The 20,157-nt window shown below is 53.4% G+C and carries 16 protein-coding genes; 5 read left to right on the top strand and 11 right to left on the bottom strand.

Annotated features, from left to right (window positions below; genetic code table 11):
- The first annotated feature begins 237 nt into the window (after positions 1-237).
- The 3 genes from AC2FLE_RS17525 (at position 238) to AC2FLE_RS17515 (ending at position 4,137) form a co-directional block, all read left to right on the top strand.
- A complete protein-coding gene (locus AC2FLE_RS17525; protein WP_496698632.1) occupies positions 238-2,160 on the top strand; it encodes a DUF3604 domain-containing protein in 1,923 nt (640 codons plus the stop codon).
- A 160-nt stretch (positions 2,161-2,320) separates the two neighbouring features.
- Entirely contained in the window at positions 2,321-3,151 is an 831-nt protein-coding gene (locus AC2FLE_RS17520) for a peptidyl-prolyl cis-trans isomerase (RefSeq protein WP_496698630.1), read from the top strand.
- Positions 3,148-4,137 carry a HupE/UreJ family protein gene (locus AC2FLE_RS17515; protein ID WP_496698628.1) on the top strand — a complete coding sequence of 330 codons (990 nt, stop codon included), beginning with the start codon at positions 3,148-3,150 and terminating at the stop codon, positions 4,135-4,137. The genes AC2FLE_RS17520 and AC2FLE_RS17515 overlap by 4 nt, the downstream gene beginning before the upstream one ends.
- 637 nt (positions 4,138-4,774) lie before the next feature.
- Here AC2FLE_RS17515 and AC2FLE_RS17510 read toward each other — a convergent pair.
- From AC2FLE_RS17510 to AC2FLE_RS17460, 11 genes are all read right to left on the bottom strand, one after another.
- Positions 4,775-6,175, bottom strand: a complete 1,401-nt coding sequence (locus AC2FLE_RS17510; protein WP_496698626.1) for a TRAP transporter large permease — start codon at positions 6,173-6,175, stop codon at positions 4,775-4,777.
- An 11-nt stretch (positions 6,176-6,186) separates the two neighbouring features.
- A complete protein-coding gene (locus AC2FLE_RS17505) occupies positions 6,187-6,819 on the bottom strand; it encodes a TRAP transporter small permease subunit (RefSeq protein ID WP_496698624.1) in 633 nt (210 codons plus the stop codon).
- A gap of 68 nt (positions 6,820-6,887) precedes the next feature.
- Positions 6,888-7,898 (bottom strand): TRAP transporter substrate-binding protein DctP, encoded by a 1,011-nt coding sequence (gene dctP, locus AC2FLE_RS17500; RefSeq protein ID WP_496698622.1) that lies wholly within the window; start codon positions 7,896-7,898, stop codon positions 6,888-6,890.
- Positions 7,899-8,024: 126 nt separating this feature from the next.
- Positions 8,025-9,365 (bottom strand): sigma-54-dependent transcriptional regulator, encoded by a 1,341-nt coding sequence (locus AC2FLE_RS17495; RefSeq protein ID WP_142637615.1) that lies wholly within the window; start codon positions 9,363-9,365, stop codon positions 8,025-8,027.
- A complete protein-coding gene (locus tag AC2FLE_RS17490) occupies positions 9,362-11,092 on the bottom strand; it encodes a sensor histidine kinase (protein WP_496698620.1) in 1,731 nt (576 codons plus the stop codon). Before AC2FLE_RS17490 ends, AC2FLE_RS17495 begins: the two co-directional genes overlap by 4 nt.
- Positions 11,093-11,416: 324 nt before the next feature.
- The gene (locus AC2FLE_RS17485; RefSeq protein ID WP_496698618.1) at positions 11,417-12,037 is read right to left on the bottom strand and encodes a cysteine hydrolase family protein; all 621 of its coding nucleotides are present in this window, start codon (positions 12,035-12,037) and stop codon (positions 11,417-11,419) included.
- Positions 12,034-12,447, bottom strand: a complete 414-nt coding sequence (locus AC2FLE_RS17480) for a MarR family winged helix-turn-helix transcriptional regulator (protein ID WP_496698617.1) — start codon at positions 12,445-12,447, stop codon at positions 12,034-12,036. The genes AC2FLE_RS17485 and AC2FLE_RS17480 overlap by 4 nt, the downstream gene beginning before the upstream one ends.
- A 798-nt stretch (positions 12,448-13,245) precedes the next feature.
- Positions 13,246-14,268 (bottom strand): adenylate/guanylate cyclase domain-containing protein, encoded by a 1,023-nt coding sequence (locus AC2FLE_RS17475; RefSeq protein ID WP_496698615.1) that lies wholly within the window; start codon positions 14,266-14,268, stop codon positions 13,246-13,248.
- 3 nt (positions 14,269-14,271) lie between these two features.
- Positions 14,272-14,631, bottom strand: coding sequence for a group I truncated hemoglobin (locus AC2FLE_RS17470; RefSeq protein ID WP_496698614.1), 360 nt, complete (start codon positions 14,629-14,631; stop codon positions 14,272-14,274).
- Between the two features lie 99 nt (positions 14,632-14,730).
- Positions 14,731-15,561, bottom strand: a complete 831-nt coding sequence (locus tag AC2FLE_RS17465; protein ID WP_496698612.1) for a class I SAM-dependent methyltransferase — start codon at positions 15,559-15,561, stop codon at positions 14,731-14,733.
- A 75-nt stretch (positions 15,562-15,636) separates the two neighbouring features.
- Positions 15,637-16,476, bottom strand: coding sequence for an alpha/beta fold hydrolase (locus AC2FLE_RS17460; protein WP_496698610.1), 840 nt, complete (start codon positions 16,474-16,476; stop codon positions 15,637-15,639).
- Positions 16,477-16,729: 253 nt separating this feature from the next.
- On the opposite strand from AC2FLE_RS17460, the gene AC2FLE_RS17455 reads away from it, so the two are divergent.
- Together AC2FLE_RS17455 and AC2FLE_RS17450 are read left to right on the top strand one after the other, a co-directional pair.
- Positions 16,730-18,967: an ATP-binding protein gene (locus AC2FLE_RS17455; protein ID WP_496698609.1), complete on the top strand. Its 2,238-nt coding sequence runs from the start codon at positions 16,730-16,732 to the stop codon at positions 18,965-18,967.
- Complete coding sequence (locus tag AC2FLE_RS17450; protein ID WP_496698608.1) at positions 18,960-19,673, top strand: response regulator; 714 nt, start codon at positions 18,960-18,962, stop codon at positions 19,671-19,673. The genes AC2FLE_RS17455 and AC2FLE_RS17450 overlap by 8 nt, the downstream gene beginning before the upstream one ends.
- The last annotated feature ends 484 nt before the right edge of the window (positions 19,674-20,157 follow it).

Here is a 20,157-nt window from a genome sequence, read left to right as displayed (position 1 = left end):
CGCAAGTTCTCCAAAGCTTCCGTTCTCAATGTTGAGCCCAACAATCGAGGCTATGACTTATCGAGTCATTTTCAGACCAACTTCGGCAGCCACACTCCTACTTGCATCATCGTGACAAAGCCGAGAGCTGAGTATTCCCACAAATGGAAAATTGATGTTATATAGAGAAATAGGAATATTAATTCTTGAGATGTAAGTCACCGGCACCACCGGGCGATCTTGAGTTGGGAGGTCAATATGCTTCGAGCTTTTGTTTATTCTATCTCACTGGGGCTGGCATCATCGACGGTCTTTGCCGACGCTGTTCCTAGCGAAGAAGCGGCGGAAGGCTTGTTCTCAAAGCAGCCGTATTCTCCATATGCGAACCGGACTTTCCCTGAGCGCCCGCTGTGGGGAGACTCGCATCTTCACACCGGGCTTTCGCTGGATGCAGGTGCTTTCGGGAACACTCTGTTACCTGATGAAGCTTGGCGCTTTGCAAAAGGTGAACAGGTCATTTCGTCTACGGGTCAACCAGTGAGACTGGCCCGGCCTCTGGACTGGATGGTTCTCACGGATCACACTGACCTAATGGGATTTGCCCCGGACCTTCAGGCTGGCAAGCCGGGCGTTCTTGCCGATCCAAAAGGTTTGGAATGGTACGAAGGTTACAAGGCAGGCGGCGAAGAGGCCGGCAAAGCGGCGTTCGACATCATCACCAACTTCTCGCAAATGACCCTGCCAGAAGTTCTTCTGGAATCTTACAGCCCGGGTGCAGACGCTTTTGCTTTTACTTGGGAGCAAATCGTTCTGGCTGCGGAAGAACATAACGACCCCGGCAATTTCACAGCCTTCATCGGATTCGAATGGACCTCTGTACCCAAGGGTTTCAATCTGCATCGAAACGTCATGCTGCGTGATGGGCCGATCAGGGCGCTTCAGATGGTGCCGCCGGTCACGCAACCACCCTTTGGTGATACCGACCCAAAGGCGCTATATGCATGGCTGGAAGACTATCAAGAAAAAACGGGTGGTCGGGCGGTAGCTTTCGCCCATAACGGCAACCTTTCGAACGGATGGATGTTCCCGACCGAAGACACCTATCACGGTGGCAAGGTAGACGAGGAATATGTGGCCGCCCGCGCGAAATGGGAACCCCACTATGAAGTCACGCAGATCAAGGGCGACGGTGAAGCGCACCCCCTCCTGAGTCCGGATGATGAATTCGCGGATTACGAAAACTGGGACGTCGGCAACCTCGACATAACCGAGCTGAAAACCGATGACATGCTGGCTGGAGAATACGCCCGAGAAGCTTTGAAGCGCGGTTTGTTGTTAGAAGAAAAGTTCGGCGTTAACCCATATAAGTTCGGCATGGGCGGCGCGACGGACAGCCATACGTCTCTGGCGACTGCCGAAGAAGACAACTTCTTTGGAAAATCCGTCAGTGTTGAACCTTCGGCCACGAGAATAAAGCATCCTTTCATCGCCAATGACCTTGGCGAAATTCCTGGCGACCTTCTTGTCGCATCGGGATACACGGCAGTCTGGGCGACCGATAATACTCGCGCTGCAATCTTCGATGCGTTCAAGCGACGCGAAACCTATGCAACCACCGGACCTCGGATCGGTCTGCGGTTCTTTGGCGGTTGGGGTTTCAGTGACGCGGATGTTGAAACACGCTTCCTTGCTGATGTGGGCTACACCAAAGGTGTTCCGATGGGCTCGGATCTGCGACCTCGCGAGGGTGAAGGTGCGCCCGCATTCCTGATCGCTGCACTACGCGACCCGGTTGGTGCCAATCTGGATCGCGTGCAGGTGGTAAAGGGTTGGCTGGATTCTGAAGGGGCCTTGCAGGAAAAGGTTTACGATGTGGCGTGGTCGGACAACCGTGTTGCTGACCAAAACGGCAAGATCCCTGCGGTTGGAAACACAGTAGATGTTGAAACCGCCAGTTGGACCAACACGATTGGAACTGCCGAACTTGTAACCGTTTGGTCTGATCCTGAATTCGATCCAAATGCACGCGCATTTTATTACGTACGTGCGATCGAAATTCCAACACCGCGTTGGATTCTTTACGATAAGCTGAGATTTGGCGCCGAATTGCCCGAAGACGCGGTGCTCACACATCAGGAACGCGCTTACTCTTCCCCGATTTGGTATACACCGGCAGAATAACACTGCTGATCACGGCGTTGGCAACCGAGGTAGAAGCCTTTACCTCGGCCCATCCACCAGACGATCGATTTGTGCGTCGCGTTGATTTTCTTGCAATGCTCAATCGACTGATGTCAGCATCGATACGTAAAACCGGAGCGCGTTTCATGCAGGAGCTTTCATGCGAATATTGAAAGAACCCCTGTTCCATTTCTTCCTGATTGGAGCAGCTATTTTCATTTGGTTCCAAATGGTTGCGCCGGAAAACGAGACTGTCGAAGATTTTGGGACAATAACAATCGACGAAAACGATATCGCGCTTTTGTCTGATCAGTTTGAAGCACGGTGGAAACGGCGCCCAAGCGATGCCGAGCTGCAAGCTTTGACTGATGCAACAATTCGCGAAGAGGTACTGGTCAGAGAAGCAAGAAAGCTTGGCCTTGATCGCGGAGACTCTGTGATCCGGTCTCGTCTCAGTCAAAAAATGGATTTCCTGACCGAAGCGATCGCCACGTCTGTTGTTCCGGAACACGAAGATTTAGAGGCCTTTTTGCAAAACAACTCGAAGCGCTATGCGACGCCCAGCAAGCTGGCCTTCATTCAGGTCTTTATTGGTGAGGAGCCAAACAAAGCTGAAGTCGAGGGGGTATTGGCCGCCCTGCGCGCGGGAGATGAGGTTTCCGACCTGGGCGGCTCGACACTGCTGCCCGCATCTATGCCCTTGACCGCGACCAGAGTGATAGACTCGGTCTTTGGATCTGGCTTTTCCAAGGGTCTTACAACATTGGATAAAGGTCAGTGGGCTGGCCCGATCCAGTCGGGTTACGGGGTCCATCTGGTTCAGGTGCAAGACATCGAACCTAGCCAAATACCCCCATTGTCAGAAATTCACGATGCCGTGCTGCGGGATTGGCGTCGCGTGATGAGCGAAGATCTGGCGCAGGCGCAATATGAGATTCTTGCTGCCAACTATGAGATCATAGTGCCGGCTCTCTCAGGTCAAACCAAATGAAAGCTGTATTTGGCCTACTGATTGCGTTGCTGATTGCGTGGGTCGCAGGAAATGCCTCGGCGCATGCGCTTGATCCGGGGTACTTGGAAATTCGCCAAATCACATCGGGCACCTGGAGCGTTCATTGGCGAAAACCCGATGTGAATGGTCAACCCATGGCGATCGATGTCATGGCGCCGGATGGTTGCACCCCGGCGCGCGGCCCTACCCCAATTTCCGATGGCAGAGCATGGGTTTCTTCCTGGGTTATCGAGTGCCGCGGGGATATTGCGGGCCAACCCTTCCAGATAGAAGGTCTGGAGGTTCAAAAGAACGACGTATTGGTCCGTGTGCAGCCCCTGCAGGCTGAGCCCACGACGCTTCGGTTCACACCAGAGACGGCCGTTCAGAACATACCTTCTGAACAGACCACATGGTCTGTTTTCACCGCGTATTTCCAGTTGGGTTTTGAACACATACTGGAAGGTTGGGATCATCTGCTGTTTGTCTTCGCGTTGTTTATTCTGGTCCGTGATCCGTGGAGACTGGTAGGAGCAGTCACAGCATTCACACTGGCGCATTCAATAACACTGGCACTGGCAACGCTAGGTTTTCTGAATGTCCCTGGTCCGCCGGTCGAGGCCATCATAGCGCTTTCTATTGTTTTTCTGGCGATGGAAATTGTTAAGGGTGGCGACGGGCGTTTCCGACTTTCAAAGCAGAAGCCCTGGATCGTTTGTTTCGGGTTTGGGCTTTTGCATGGCCTTGGTTTTGCAGGCGCTTTGGCCGATATCGGACTACCCTCAAACGATATTCCTGCGGCCTTGCTTGCCTTCAACCTGGGCGTCGAGGCCGGCCAGTTGAGTTTTGTCGGGGCCTTGGCACTTCTTGTCGCGATCTGGCGATTGATGGCACGTCCAGTTAGCCAAAGGGCGATTGTGATTACAGCCTATGGCATCGGTTCGGTATCGATGTACTGGCTCATAGAACGCATAAGTGGATTCTGAAGCGCTTTGCCTCGGTGTCGGTTCAGGTGCAACCGCGCAGAATGCGCCTGCGCACAAAAACCCACTTCGTCGCATGCCCAACGTTTGTTTGCCTGGGCAGCCATAGTTGCTTCCTGTCCAATCTGCGGATCGGACATGTCCGCGTTTGGTTGCGAGGGATCATTGAAACCAAACAAGTGAAGGGCAGATTTGTCCGCAACCTGTAAATCTGGGAAGTAAATCTCGCAGCGGCATGCTTGAATGGGCGGTTTTCACACCGCGCAGCGGCGCTGAGAATGATGCGGCTGTGACGACTTTCGTGCTGCGAGCGCACGCAGCGAGAAAACCAAATTCACGCTTTGGGCTCACAACAGACTCCGGTGCCACTGCAGAAAGGGCCCCCGCCCCACCAATAACTGATCATGCGGACGGCTCAAATCTGCCGTTCATGGGTACTATCCACGCACGCATGCGGCTCCGTCAAACCAGACATTGAAAAGCGGTCCAAATCAGTCGACACGCCTTTACAAGACTGAACAGATAGTGACGCCAGCTATCTATGCTTTTGGTTGCCGTTGCTTATTCATGAATGGCACGCATCTTGCATCTTTGTCTAAGCCGCACCGGCAAACCGCGCTCCAAAATCATCCCATGTAATTCAAACCTGTCCAGGAAGCCACAGAACGATAGCAGGGAACGCAACGAGCATTGCGATCGTCGCTGCATCCGCCAGAAAGAAAGGCGTTACACCTTTAAAAACATCCTGAACGCTTAGGTCATCACGCACGCCAGCCACTACAAAGCAATTCAGCCCGATAGGTGGGGTGATCAGGCAAAACTCGGCCATTTTGACTACCAGAATGCCAAACCAGATGGCACACATCGGGCCGGACATTCCAAAGGTACTATCGGCCGCACTTACCGCTTCACCACCGTTCAACGCCATGACGGCTGGGTAAACTACGGGCAACGTCAGCAGCAGCATACCTATCGCATCCATGAACATGCCCAGTACAGCATAAGCCAGCAGGATACAGATCAGAATGAGCATTGGTGACATCTCAAGCGAGGTGATCCAGTCGGAGAACGCGCTGGGTAGTTCGGCAAAACCCAGAAAACGAACATAGACCAGCACGCCCCAGATGATGGTAAAGATCATGACGCTCAGCTTGGCTGTCTCCAGCAACGCGTCTTTAAGTTCGGACCAGCGCATGCCCTGAAATAGCGCCATCAGAAAGACAACGAAGGCACCGATTGCGCCACCCTCGGTTGGCGTGCCCCAAGCATCGCCTCCGAATGGGTTGTAGACAAAGAAGATGATGGTAACGACGACAAACAAGATAGGCAGTGCGGGCGGAAGAGACATGAAACGCTCTTTCCATGTAAAGCCTGAGACTGCAGGACCAAAGTCTTTGATCACAACAGCCATGCCAATGATCAGCAAGCCATAGATCAAAGCTGAGAACATGCCCGGAATGAAACCGGCTAACAGCAGTTTGCCCACGTCCTGTTCCACGATAATCGCGTAAATAACCAAAATGGCCGAGGGAGGGATGAGCGACGCCAACGTGCCGCCTGCAGCGACGACACCTGCAGCAAAGCGCTTGTCGTAGCCGATCTTCAGCATCTCGGGGATGGCGATGCGGGCAAAAACGGCGGATGTGGCAACCGAGGCTCCGGAAACCGCAGCGAACCCGGCGGTGGCAAAGACGGTCGACACCGCCAGCCCGCCTGGAACCCAGGCGAGCCATCGCTTGGCGGCTTCGAACAGCGCTTTAGTCAGGCCCGCGTAATAGGCGAGGTAGCCAATAAGGATGAAGGTCGGGATAAGGCTCAGCGCTTGGCTCGAAATCTTAGAATGAGGTACCTGCCCGGCGGTTTTGACCGCCACAGTTACTGCTTTGCCGAACCGCGCTGGATCGTATCCAAATTTGGCCCAGAAGATCCAGATTAGACCAACCATGCCGGCAGTCGCGGCGGCAAAAGCCACACGCATTCCAAGCACCACAAGAACAAGCATTCCGCCCGAGACGATCAGGCCAATATCAATGGGTTCCATCAGAATTTACCTCAGTTGTCGTGGCCCGAGACATGCTCGGCTTCCATCGCAGCCTGGGTGGCGGCATCGGGAATCAACGGGACGGCGATAGGCGGCTGGTCAGGATGGCGAATCGCACGACCGTAGGCACAGAGCTGCAGAAAGAGCCTTAGGCAAAGCACGCTGAAGGCGACGGGTGCCAACAGTTTGGCGGGCCACAGCGGGATACTGATGTCAATGGAACTGTCGCGGCTCCACAGTGGGGCACCAAAGTCGAAACTGCGCGCGAAGTGCGCCCAGCTCCCCCAGATCAGCAAGACGATCAGCGCCAGAATGACGGCGGTTGTTACGAATTCGACGATATAGAGCGTCCGGCCTTTAAGTGCACCAACGAACATGTCCATTCGGATGTGGCCGCCATCGCGCTGCGCATAAGATATCCCCATGAAGGCAATCAACGGCATGGCCTGTTCAATCCAGTCGACATACCCGGGAAGCGGCGCATTGGCGATGTTCCGACCACCGACGGAGACAACGGCCATGACCATCAGAGAGAAAACCGCAAGACCGCTGATCAAAGCCAGAAAGCTCTCCAGTTTGTAGAGATGTTGATCGAGAATGCTGAGACGGCTGTCGTCGGACAGCACCAGGGATGACCCGGCCATCGTTGTGCTCCGCTATCAGGGGAATAGGCACCCGACGCCAGCTTGGCCGACGTCGGGTGGTGAGTGGATTAGCTACCGTTGGCGATCTTGCCGGTCACGAGGTCATAGAGCTCCTGCGCCGGAAGGCCGCGTTCGGTGTTTTCCGTAATCCAGGCTTCTGCTGCGGGTGCGGCGGCGGCCTCTTTGAATGCCGCGATTTCTTCATCGCTGAACGTGACCCGTTCGATGCCGCGTTGATCCAGCTCGGGGCCCCAAGCTTCCATCGTTTTGGTCTGGTATTGGGAAACGTAGTGATCCAGCGCTTCGTCTATCGACCCCAGCAGAGCTTTACGATGTTCATCGGACAGATCTTCCAGTGCCAGAGTATTCACGACGACCGGGCAGTTGACTGTTCCGGGGTTCAGGTTCGTCGTCCACCACGTACCGTTCTCAATAGTGCCAAAGGACATATGGGCGTGTGGTGCAAAGCTGACGGCTTTGACGATGCCGCTGTCCATTGCCTGACGTACTTCGGATGCGGACATCGAAGTCGGAACCGCGCCGACCGTCTCCATCGCTTTACCGATGCCGCCAGTCGCCCGTACGCTCAGACCTTCAAAATCGGTCAGAGATTTCGGCGCGTCACCTACCCCGACAAGGTTGTACTGCGGTAGCGGAGACGGCATCAGCAGAGTCGCGTCCCAGCGGGCCAGATCCTCGACAACGGCTGGATGTTGATAAACGGCCATCGACAGGTCAATTTCCTGTTCCAGCGATGTCACGCCCAGAAACGGCAGTTCCAAGACAGTGATCGAGGGGTTCTTGTCGCGGTGATAGCCAGCGCAGAACTGGGCCATTTCAAACGCACCAATCGAAATACCATCGAGGTTTTCTTTGTTCTTCGACAGGCCACCATAGCTGATGTTGAGTGTAAACTCACCGTTGGTCTTTTCGTTCACCAGTTCGGCCAGCTTTTCGACATGCTCTGTGAAAGCACGACGCTTGCCCCACAGGGATACGTTCCATTCGACGGCCAGTGCTTCGGATGCAACGGTCAGCGACAAGGCGGCAATGGCCGCCCGGTTAAGGTGTTTGCGCATAGTGGCTCCTCCCAGATCATGCAATTCGTTTGGGCGGAGTATTCAGAATGCGCGGCGTCCTGACTATGAAGGAAAATGCGCGCGTTTTCCCGGGCGCCCTGCGGATTTCCGCAGAGCTGTTTTCGCCTACAACAGAGCCTCTTTATCGAGACCAAGTTTGACGATCTTTTCGTTGAGCGTCCGGCGGCCAATCCCAAGCGCTTCGGCGGCGGCATCCATGCGGCCTTTATGCGCCTTGATGGCTTTGCCTATGAGCTCGCGTTCAAATGCGGCAACGGCATCGCGCAGGGTATCCGGCACTTCGTCGAAGTGCTGATCGCTTTGGATAGCCTGCGCCACCGAACCGCCTCCGCGTCGGGCCGCCAAAATGCGCCGTTCGCAGACATGGCGCAATTCACGCACATTGCCGGGCCAGTCATGTGCAAGCAGAGCCGCCAAATCGTCCTGATCAAGTTCTGGTACGTCTATCTCATAAACCTGCGCGTATTCGTTTAAGAAATGCGTTGCCAACAGAACCAGATCATCCCGTCTTTGTCTAAGCGGGGGTAACGACAGGACGACAGTATTCAATCGAAACAAAAGGTCCTGACGCAGGCGGCCTTCCTCGGCCGCCAGTACAACGTCTTCGTTGGTTGCTGACACGACCCTGAAGCTTACCGGCACCGGCGACACCGCCCCCACCGGCAGCACTTGTTGATCTTCGATGACCCTTAACAGCTTGGCTTGCGCCGCTGGTGGGCACGAGCAGATTTCATCCAGAAACAAGGTCCCACCCGATGCCGCCCCAAGCCTTCCGTCGGATTCACCCGCGACGCCGAACATTTCCGCTTCAAATGTATCGGCCGACAATGCGGCGCAATTCAGCGCCAGAAACGGTGCCTCCGGCGAGCGGCCCAAATCATGTAAAGCATGAGCAACCAGCTCTTTCCCGGTGCCCGTATCTCCCTGCAACAAAACCGCAACCGACGTATCAGCAAGATCAAGTACTTCTTGTCGCAAGTCTGTAATGGCGTCCGTTTGGCCCAGCAGGATGCGGTCAAGGCCTGACAGTTTGAACAGCCGGTCTTTGAGGCGGGCATTACTTCTTCGCATTCGGTATTGTTCGGCCGCGTGCCTCAGCACCGTAAGCAATCGCCGTGGTTCATATGGCTTTTCGATGAACCCATATGCCCCGTCCTGTATGGCCTGAACGGCCATCGGGATGTCACCATGCGCCGAAATCAGTACGACCGGAGGCGCCACATGCCTGTCCAGGCTGGCCAGCAATTCAAGTCCCGACATGCCGGGCATACGCACATCGGATAAAATGACATCGGGCGAGGCGTTAGCCAGATGCTCCGTCACCTGGGTCGCGCGTGGCAAGGCGTTGACAGACCAGTCGGCGGCTTCAAGCAACTCAACAAGAGACTGTCGCATTGATTTGTCATCATCAACGACCAGAACTTTGAAGGGTTGCTGCAGGTTCATTCGTCCGTTTCTTCAGTATTTGAGGCTATCGGGAAGGTGACACGGAAAATTGTTCCGCCGCCATTTCGATTTCGGGCCGTCATTGTGCCATCGTGATCTTTGACAATGCTAGTGGAAATGGCCAGTCCCAAGCCCATGCCTCTCCCGCTCTCTCTTGTGGTTACAAATGGCTCTTGCAACTCTGCCAGCGTTGCCTCGCCCAACCCGTGACCGTTGTCCTGAATTTCCAACACGACCTCATCACCAGAAGCCATGACAGCGATATGGATTTCAGGCGCATCCGCTTCATCCGTAGCATCTATGGCATTGCGCAAAAGATTTGTGATGACCTGTTCGATCCGCAGGGCACTGCCCCGGATAAACGCCGGACCAGTCGACGCATCAATTGAGATTTTCACCTTACCCTGTTCGATGTTTGGGGCAACCAGAGCCAACGCGGCATTAACCGAAGTGCGTAAGTCTACGTCGTCGAACGCCTCACTCTCCGACCGTGCAAAAAACCGTAACTGGCGTGTGATCCCTTCCATCCTGTCAACCAGGTTGCCGATTTTTTGTGGCAGCTTGGTTTCACCGGAAGATGAAATCTCTGCAGCCACCAGATGATTGCGCATCGCCGCGATGGGCTGGCCCAGCTCATGCGTCACCGACGCGGATAGTTGCCCCAGAGCGGCCAGTCGGCTTGCGCGCTCCAACTCGCCCTGGGTGCGTCTGAGGCTCCGCTCGGCTGTCTTGCGGTCGTCGATTTCGATGGCAAGCCTTTCATTTGCTTCGCGCAGCATTGCTTCTTCCTCTTCGGACCGCGCCAAGGCAGCGCTTACACGTCTCGCACGTTGTATCTGGAAGAAGATAAATGTGAGCCCCGCCAAGAGGACAAAAACTGCAGTTACAAGCCAACTGCGCGCTACAGCCTGATCGTCACTTGCAAAATAGTGAAGCGACCAGCCATGAGGCAAATCCGTTGCTGCAAGATGCAAGCGCTTCGTCCCCGCAATTCTGGCCTGATCTCCCGGCAACTCAACCCAATCCAACGCATCTAAGGCTTGCCCCGGAAACTGCCGGGCGTTTCGAATTCGCTCTCGCTGTGGTTCTGACAATGGCGTCAACGCGCGATATTGCCAATCCGAGTTCGAAGAAAGCAGAATGACACCGTCTTCATTGGCCAAAAGAACCTGTTCGCCCGAGTTTTTCCAACTATCCTGAAGATTAGAGAAATCGATCTTAATCGCTATGACACCAGTTGAATCACCCTGGTCGTCAAGCACTGCGTTGGCGATGAAGTATCCTGGCAGACCAGTCGTCGCCCCGATGGCATAGAAGCGGCCCTGTTTACCAGAAATGGCACTTTGGAAATATGGGCGGAAAGCGTAGTTCTGGCCAACAAAGCTCCCTGTGTCGCGGTAGTTCGATGCGGAAATCGTGATCCCGTCTTCGTCCATCAGGTAGATAGCATCCAGCTCCGCCCGCTCCGCAAAATCCTCAAGGCGTCGGTTTAAAGCTCCGGTGCCGTCTCCTTCGGCTGTTCCAATTACAAAGGAATCTTGTGACAGCACATATGTGAGGTGGGAAAATCGTTCGAGTTCGCTGTTTACCGAGCTTTGGTAGAGAGAGAGCCGGCCCTGAGCTTTCGAAAGCTCCTCCGAAACGAAGTACTGGTAAGAAACCAAATAAAGGCCAATGCTGGCGACAATGGCTACCAAAATACCTACAATATACGAAGCTGATCGCATTGAATGCCCATGAACTGCGACAGCATAGGATCACAGTAGGTATTAGCCGTCCATCCCAAGAGTTCTAATCCGATATTTGGATGTTCAGGCCAAACAAGAATGACCGAGTAGTTTGAGAACGCAAAGCAATGAACGAACCCGCCGAAACAACTATGTGCATTGCGCAAGCAGACTCGGCCCTTAGCAGACATCCATCGGCTTGTCTCGATGCTGCAGTCGCAGCCCGCATAGCTGCCGTTCGTTGCGCGTGCAAAATCCTGTAGAACGGAAACTCACAGTCTGCGGGACTTTGCTGCCGTTTGCGCTTGAAAGATCAATGTCCGCTCAGCAAATGGCCACACCTGCTGACGACATCTTCTTTTCAGCGCTTTCCGTCGGTGCGGCTGCGAGCGCCCCCTCTTTCACGACGGTGACGTCATAGCCTCGTTTTCTGGCCGCCAGCGCCGTCTTTTGCACACAGTAATTCAAGTCCAAACCAACAAGGCGCAGCCTGCCGACGTCGTAACTCTTTAAAAGAGCACCCAGTTCGCCCATTTCGAATGCGTCCTGCACGCGCTTAACAAGCACATGGTCGGGTAGAGATGTAAAAACCTCGGCAATTTCGGTCCCGTCGCTGCCCTCTATCGCCTGCCCTTTCATCAAGAGTTTTGCCACTGCCTTGGTTGAAGGGATCGACCATTCCTGACGCACGGCGATGACGGGATGGCCTTGCGCTTTCGCAGCTTCTACTTCCGAAAGAATGACACCTGCGGCGGCTTCTTTTGCGGCGTTCGAGTACGGACCGCACTCCCAGAATACCGACTGTAGATCAATCAGCAGTAGTGCTGATCCATTCCGGTCCGATATCGTTTCTCCAACACTGACCGCGCCAATGCGTCTTATACCGTTGGCGAGCCAGAGAATTAGGAGCAAGACCGCGGTGGCCAAGATAACACCGAAAGTCATTCGCTCTCTCCCGCTTGGGTTTTTAGTCTGTCCGTCACTGTGAGCACGACCTCAAGCGCCGTGGAAATGCTCTCACTGCGTAGGTTCGCACCAACCCTCTCCATAAGCTTCATTTCGTTCGAAATGATCTCTTCGATGAGGGTGCGACCGTGATCGGTCAACGCCAGGACAGGAGACCGCTTGTGGCGAGGATTTGGGCGTTGCTCGACCAGACCTGAGGCCAGCGTCTCATTGCACATGATCTGAACGTATTGCCGTTTGATTTCGAGTCTTGCCGCAATCTCTGGGACGGTCTGCTCTCCGTATTTGTCCAGCATCTCCAGAACGGCGCGCATCCGGACTGTTAGGTTGGTTCCGACCAAGCCCGCTTCTACGCAGGCTTCTGCGGCCTGCATCAAAGTGCGTGACATCCAAATCAGTTGGTGAAGTTGTCCTGCTTTCATATCGACATTATACATGTCATTTTGACAAGTGCAATGTCATCTCTAAAAAAGCTGACATTAGTACATCGTGCAGCATCCGGTAGGTCTGGGCTCAGCGCTGCCGTCGGAGAAAACGCAGTATCTAGCTGGCGGACATGCTAGCCAAATATGAAGACGGCCCAGAGCTGCCGACCGTCGAGAGCGCTGATGCCGCATTGCAGCTTCCCAGAAGCAGACATTGACGAGTGGTGGCTCGACCGGTGAACGAGATGCTGCGTTGCGCCCGCCGAACCTGCCGTTCGCCGCATTCGCGAAATTAGGGTCTGTAGAACTTACAATCTGCGGACAAAGCCGCCACCTGAAGTCGTTGATTTTAGGTCTGTTTTGAGATCAACGTGCCTGCTCACGGTCGAATTGCATGCGAAATTGTCTGACTCCGTCCATCTGTTAACACGACCAAAATACAAATGGCTTAAGCATATCCAACAAATTGCGGCCCAAATAGCGAAATGTGATTACTAAATTTGAGCCTCGGATAGTCGTGGCAGAAGGCAACTTTGTCTTCGTCGCCTGAGATGCCACCATCGGCGAGAAGTCTTGGGCTTTCTTCGACCTATGGCTGGTTGAGGACGAAATGGTCGTCGAGCATTGGGATGTCGTTTCACCCACCCCGGCGGAAATGGCGAACGGGAAAGGTAAGTTCTGATTTTTGGGGAGTATCGGTGGACCGGAATGGGCTGGCTCGCCAAGAAACTCGCCCGGCTCAGTACTTTGCGACAAAGCCGATTAATTTTTATCGGAAAGGCGCCAAACTGGTTGTTCACCAAAGCCTCGGATCGTCTTCGCGCCCAAATCTTCCATGTCGAACTCATCGTTGAGGATCTGCGCAACGTTGCCTTGCACCGTAATTTGCATGGGTTCGGAAAACTCCTGAAGTCTGGAAGCCAGATTAACCGCCGGTCCGAAAATGTCGTAGACGTACTTTTGAATGCCTACGACAGACCCCACAACGGAACCCGAAGCCAACCCGATCCTGCACCGCCACTGATGGGGGTGGCTCAGGTTTCGGCGGTTCAGATATCGCACGAACCTTATTGCAGTATTGGCAATCGCCTTGGCGTGATCAGGGGTTGGGTCCGGCAAACCGGCGACGGTTATGTAGGCATCACCGATCGTCTTGATACGTTCGCAACCAAACTGTTCACCGATGCGATCAAACGCGCTGTAGATATCGTTCAGTTCGGTTACAGTGACGCTTGGATCTTGCGCGGCGACCATCTCCGTGAACCCGACAAAATCGAGCATCAGCACCGACACCGGATCATAAAGCTGAGGTGTCACGACGCCAAATGTTTTGTATTCTTCATAAACAGATCGCGGCATCAGGTTCAGCAGTAGTTTTTCCACCTGTTCCTTTTCCCGCTTCAACTCGCGCGTGTTGCGTTCGACCATCATCGAGTATGAATCGATCATCGACTCCAACTCTTTGATGCGGGTGATATTCTGACAAACGAGAACAAGCACATCCTCATCCGCGACCGTAAAATCGAGCGCGATGACCAACGTTCTGCGCTTTTTCTTGAAACTGATCTCCGACGTGTATCGCCGTGTCTCAAACAGGCTTTTTTGAACCGTAGTCAGATCCAGATCGGGAAAAAGCTGCTGCAGATGATCCGAATGATTATCGCCAATGAACCACTCGTCAAATGTGTCATTGCGGAAACCGAACTTCAGCGTTTCACGATCCAAAAGTGCAACGCCCACGCCAATCGCGCGCAGCAGTTGTTCATTGATGGCTTCTATAGTCATGGCTTACCTAACAATCAGGGAACGGCGTTTGCCGAATTCCGTGACAACCGCGTCAATGTCTTCTGCGGCCACGTTGTGTTTTTCCAGAGCACCTTGCAACACAGCTTCGAGCTCATCGAAATGGGCGTTTGTGATGTCCAGATGAGAATGCATGCGACGCAACTGTTCATCCGTGTACGAAGCCGGGCCGCCAAGAAGTGACGCAATAAATTTGGTCTGGTGGTCGACCATCCGGCTCATGTCGACATTGTCGAAGAAGGGTCCGACCTCATCGTTATCCAGAAGAATGTCATAGAAAGAGATCACGATTTTGCTGATCCTCGAAAAACCACCGTATTTCTCATAAAGTGTAGGTGCAGCCATACTAAAACCTTTCCAAAACTGACTAATCGGACATGCCTGTCGCAAATCGTCACTGCTCTTTCGCATAAAGCCAAAGAGCAGTGAGTGCGGGTAATGTGACTAGTGCCGCTGTGCGATAATCTCGGCATATTCCGATGAAATGCACAGCGTTTCATTGGTCGAGATGTCGAATTTCTCGATCAGCGCCATGATATCGTTGCGCAGCGCGGCTTGCCCTTCGGTATCCAGAGCGTCAAAGGCCTTTTGCATGGGGCCGTAGAACGTCCGGAAGTACTCCAGAAAGTGTTCCGCTGATCTGTAACGGAACATGAAGTTCTTGCGTCTGAACGACGTAATATCACAATTGGCGCCGAAGGTGTCCTCGACCCAGTCCTGGCTTCCCCACAAAGCGGGTGATTGTACGCCAGCGGGTGGCGGCACATGCTTGCCAATTGTTTTGAACAACTGGCCGATAAAGCTCTCGAGTGTCCAGTTCGCCATACCGATCTTGCCGCCCTGTTTCACGACGCGCTGCAGCTCCGCGGCGGATTGCTGTTGATTTGGCGTGAACATTACCCCGAACGTCGACACGACGGCATCAAATGACTGATCATTAAAGGGCAGGTTTTCCGCATCAGCGACCTTGTAGGTGACAAATAGATCTTCCGCCTTGGCGCGCTGGCTGCTGGCCTCCAGCAGGGCTTCGACATAATCCGTCGAGGTGACATTGCAAAAGCGCCGCGCAAAGGCCAGTGTGGCGTTACCATTCCCGGCTGCAACATCAAGCACTTTGGCATCCGGCATCATATCCATGGCCTCGGCAAGTTCTTCGCCGGTGATCTGGAGCGTCACCCCAACTTTGCTGTAATCACCTGACCCCCATGCAACGTTTTGCTTGGCTTTGATTGCAGTGAAATCCGTTGTGGAGTTGATTGCAGTTTGAATACTCATTTCTTGTTCCTCCTGGCGATTACTGGCTTGACACCAGCGGTTGAAATCCGAGCTGCGACACAGAGCGCAGACGGCTTATGCAGCTTCCCGTTCCGGCCAGCTGATGTTTACGACGGGCCGTTCTGCACTGGCCACGTGCTCAAGAATTCTCGAATTGGTCCACTCGGGCTGAAAAACCGGCGCCATGTGGCCAAGCTCTGGTAGCAATGCGATCCGTGCGTTCGGCAAAGCCTTAGCAATAGCGACCGACACATGCTGGGTGATCTCTGGTGACTCCAAGCCAGTCATGACCAACGTGGGAACTTCGAGACTGGACAGATCCTTCAGCGTCCAGTTTTCGGCAAACCCGTTAGCAAAATCGGTCATGATTGAAACGATCTGCTGAGCAAAGCGGTTTTGAGCGGGAACGGGCAGCGCATCCCAGAACCCCTTTTCGTTCCAGAAGTCCAGAAAATGACGCATCCCAGCTTCGGCGTCGCCATCGGCAGCCGCAGCCGTCACTACGCCAGATAGCAATTGGATCTGACTGAACAGTTGCCGGCTGACCGTGTCCCCATGCTTGAGAAAATGAAAGGTCGCAGGTTCGTAGACAGTCAGGCTTTTCACAAGATCGGGACGCATCAGCGCGATCTTGATGGCGACACCTCCCCCATTGGAATGACCAACCAGATGCACGGCTCGCCCCATGGCCTCAATTTCCCGGATCACGGGGATTGCCGAAACCGCCGCTCCTTTCTGTGCGAAGTCTCCGACCAGAGGGGCGTTGCCATAGCCGGGCAGATCGAAGGCATGAACTTCAAAGCGGCCTTCCAGATCCGCTGCCAACTGGCACCATTGTCCTCCATTCGATGCTGAAGAATGTAAGGCAACAACAGGTGTGTTTATCGTTTCAGTATGTTTAAATGAAATGGTCATCGTACTCACCCAATTACATTAGCGATGGGAATTAACTGACCTTCCAATGTTTCAATGTGATTTCTGAAAGCAGCGCAAAATGTTTCATTTGTAGCTATGTGACCCAAGTCACTCAACGCGCTATCCACCTAGAACAAAGACAGATTTTAGGCAGACACTAGAACGGAGTCACACACTCTGAAACAATTGAAACACAAGGCTCTGATTTTGAAATGGCACTGAAACAATGGTATCTTAGAAATTTGGGATGACGATGGGTAAGGCAAACGATCTGGCAGAAGTCGAGAAGGCAAGAGATCTTCTTCGTGACGCCATTGAAGCGCTCAAGGAAGGGTTTGCCCTTTACGATGACGATCGTCGACTTGTTATGTTCAATCAAAGATATGCCGAGATGAACAAAGGGGTCGCGGACCTGCTGGAGCCCGGTCTAGACTGGGAAATACTGATGCGGGAAACCGCGCGCCGGGGGATCTATGCCGGCGCCATAGGCAACGAACGGCAATGGGTTTCAGATCGGCTGGCCAACGGTATCGAGTTTATTCAAGACTATGAGTTGACCGAAACTGACGGGCGAACTTATCTGGTTTCCGTGCATCCGACGGAACTCGGTGGTTTTGTTGTCACGCGCGAAGACATTACCGCCCGAAAGCAGGCCGAAGTCGAAGAACGCGACGGTGATATTCTGATCCGTAAGGTTCTGGATGCCAGCTCGGCGATTGTTACAATGGCGCGGATTGGTGACGGTCAGATTTTGTACCGCACACCCGCCGCTCTTCAGATGTTTGGCCCGGCGCGGTCAGCAAGAGAACATTATCTCAGGCCAGAAGAGCGCGCGGATTTTATCACTTTGCTTTTGGCTGATGGGCAGGTGAAGGACTACAAACTTGATCTGGTTAACGCGGAAGGGAAAACCTTTCCCGCCTCGATTTCTTCTCAGTTGATTGACTACAAAGGCGAAGAAGTCATCGTTACCAGCATTATCGATCTGACTGTTCAAAAAGAGGCGGACGCCCTCATCCGTCAGGTCATGGAGGCCTATCCTGCCGCCATCAACATGACACATGCCGAAACCGGTGAAGTGCTTTTTGCAACGCCGGAAATCAGAGCGTTGTTTGGGGACTCCAAAAACTCAAGATCGTATTATGCAGATCCCAACGAGCGCCAACGCTATCTGCAGGATCTGCGACAGGCGGGCTGGCTGAAAGACTGCCGCATGGAATTTGTCGACGTCAATGGGCGGGCGTTCTGGGCTGCGGATTCATCCCGCCTTATCGAGTTTAATGGCGAAGAAGTCATCGTTTCAAACACGCGCGACCTGACCGACGAGCTGGCGATCGAAGCAGAACTTGAAAAACAACGAGAGCTGGTCTTTCAGAACGAGAAGATGTCCGCCCTTGGCGAGCTGCTTGCCGGGGTTGCGCATGAGCTGAACAACCCGCTCTCTGTTGTTGTGGGCCATTCGCTCATGCTGAGAGAAGAAATTTCGGATCCCGATTTGACTCACAGAATCGAAAAGATCGGCAACGCCGCCGAACGCTGTGCAAAGATCGTAAAAACCTTCCTTGCAATGGCGCGTCAACAACCCAGCAAGATCGAACATGTCGACGTAGCCGGAATGATCGAGACCGCAGCGGATGTCGCGGGTTACGGCAGCACGTCGGATGAAATTCGAATTCTGCGAAGCATACCTGCGGATTTGCCACCTATTGCCGGAGATGCTGATCAGCTGACGCAGGTCATCCTCAACCTGATAATCAACGCAGAACAAGCGATGACGTCGGCCGGCATCGGTGACGAAATCATATTGTCTGCCGAAATCAATCCGGGCAAAGGGATTGTGGAAATTACAGTTCGGGACAACGGACCCGGAATTCCCAAAGCCATTCGTCAACGCATTTTTGAGCCATTTTTCACCACAAAAGAAGTAGGCGACGGAACCGGAATTGGATTGGCATTCTGCCACCGGATCGTCCTGTCTCATGGTGGTCAGATCGGGTTGGAAAAAACTAACGAATCTGGAACTTGTTTTCGGATCACCCTGCCTGTCGCGGTGTCTGACGCCAGCAATATTGACGAGCCGCCTGAAATCTCACCGAACGTTGTCAGACACCGGGCCCTAATCGTAGATGATGAAGTCGAAGTAGGTGAACTGAACGCCGGAATTCTTAGAAAAGAAGGACTTTATGTTGATTTTGTCACGTCGGGTGAAGAGGCGCTCAGCCGTCTGCAATCTGCCAAATACGATATCTTTCTAAGTGATTTGAACATGCCGGGCATTGACGGTCGCAAGATCTATGAAGCTCTGCTGATACATTTCCCTCATATGCTAAGCAGAACAGCATATATTACCGGCGACACAATGGGGGAAAGCTCATTGGGATTGCTGCGCGAATCCGGTCTTCCATACCTGGAAAAACCTGTCTCTCCGTCAGAGCTCAGAATGCTTGTCGGAACACTACTCGCCGACCAGAAGGACCGCTCCGATGGATAATCAAGACGCTCACATACTGGTTTGCGATGACGAAATCGATGTGCGCGAGATGCTTCAGGAATACCTGAGCAAACGTGGCTACAGGGTTTCCGCCGCGTCTGGGGGGGAAGAACTTCGGGCGATAGTTTCAGCGGAGGTCGTAGATGTCATGATTATGGACATCAACATGCCCAAGGAAGACGGTCTATCAATACTGCGATCCCTTCGCCCAGAAAACACAACACCAGTGATCATGCTCACTGCGGCGGGTGATGTTGTAGATCGCATCATCGGTTTGGAAATGGGTGCCGACGACTATCTGGGCAAACCCGTCGATCTTCGAGAGCTTGAGGCCAGGATCAAGGCGATCCTGCGTCGCGGGGCCATCACTGAACCGGCGTCAGTCACGAACGACAGTCATGGAGCACGTTTTGGTGACTACACGTTGAACAACGAAGCGGCAAAACTTCTGGCCCCTGATGGATCCGAAGTTCAGTTGACCGCAATGGAATACAGGTTGCTAAAGGTTTTCGCGGATAACAAAGGACGCGTCTTAAACCGAGATCAGCTATTGGAACAGGCTCACGATCGATCCTGGGATCCTTTCGACCGCAGCATCGACATCAGAATTTCCAGATTGCGCCGCAAGCTCGAATCCAACCCCGAAAAGCCGGAGATAATCAGAACCGTACGCGGAATCGGATATCTGTATGATCCAAAGCAATAACACCCATGAGTAACTTGTGCTCGCTGTAGACCTCGGAGCAAACACAGCATCTCTATGGCAATACCGCCTACCTCGGCAAACGGCCCATTCCGAACATTGAACACCCAAGCAAGATTCTGCGGTCGCAGCCTGCTTTGCGGTCATTCGCTGCAAGCGCATAATTTAACTGCTAACGAATTCACACATCGCGGGACATTCCTACCGTTCGAGAGATTTCGTTGGAGGTCTGCTTTATTCTGCCTAATAGTGTCAACTCCATCGCCAAAGTAAGATGTTAATGGCTTCGGACCCTACGACGTGTCAGCACACAGCTTTGTTTGGATCAACAGCGCAACCTTCTATACACTGCTGGCGGATTGCCCAAGTAAACATGGTTTACATCACGATTTCTCGTGCTGCCGTTTTTTTGCTATACTTGACTTTGTATACGCAAGCGCCGCGAATTTTGAGCGCCCTGCGGAATATTGAAGCCAAGGGTATTTAG

The sequence above is a fragment of the Ruegeria sp. CDSA077 genome (assembly GCF_059612265.1).
The sequence above is the reverse complement of the archived record's forward strand: the minus strand, read 5'-3'. Positions and strand labels throughout refer to the sequence as shown.